The sequence below is a fragment of the Stenotrophomonas sp. YIM B06876 genome, assembly GCF_030711595.1.
GTDB lineage: Bacteria > Pseudomonadota > Gammaproteobacteria > Xanthomonadales > Xanthomonadaceae > Stenotrophomonas.
The window spans coordinates 1-610 of sequence record NZ_JAUJUJ010000487.1; the positions used below are offsets into that span (position 1 = coordinate 1).

The 610-nt window shown below is 70.8% G+C and carries 2 protein-coding genes; both read left to right on the forward strand.

The window, feature by feature from the left end; translation table 11 throughout:
• The first annotated feature begins 118 nt into the window (after positions 1–118).
• On the forward strand, positions 119–367 hold the full coding sequence (locus QZH66_RS18070; RefSeq protein ID WP_345783880.1) for an efflux RND transporter permease subunit: 249 nt from the start codon (positions 119–121) through the stop codon (positions 365–367).
• Positions 368–405: 38 nt separating this feature from the next.
• On the forward strand, positions 406–610 hold a 205-nt coding region (locus QZH66_RS18075), incomplete at its 3' end, for an efflux RND transporter permease subunit (RefSeq protein ID WP_345783881.1).

Genomic DNA, 610 nt, shown 5'->3' on the forward strand with positions numbered 1-610 from the left:
GCCAGCTGCTCACGCTGTTCACCACCCCCGTGATCTACCTGGCGTTTGACCGGCTGGGCCGGCGCTGGATGGGGCACGGCACGGCCATGGCAGCCACCGTGCCGCAGAGGCCCGCGCCATGAACCTGTCGCGCCCGTTTGTCGAGCGCCCCGTGGCCACGGTGCTGCTGACGATAGGCCTGGCGCTGGCCGGCATCGCGGCGTTCTTCGTGCTGCCGGTCTCGCCGCTGCCGCAGGTGGACTACCCGGCCATTTCCGTATCAGCCAGCCTGCCCGGCGCCAGCCCCGAGACCATGGCCATCAGCGTGGCCACGCCGCTCGAGCGCCGCCTGGGCATCATCGCCGGCGTCAACGAGATGANCTGCTGACGATAGGCCTGGCGCTGGCCGGCATCGCGGCGTTCTTCGTGCTGCCGGTCTCGCCGCTGCCGCAGGTGGACTACCCGGCCATTTCCGTATCAGCCAGCCTGCCCGGCGCCAGCCCCGAGACCATGGCCATCAGCGTGGCCACGCCGCTCGAGCGCCGCCTGGGCATCATCGCCGGCGTCAACGAGATGACGTCGAGCAGCTCCAACGGCTCGGCGCGCGTGAGCCTGCAGTTCGACCTGAGCC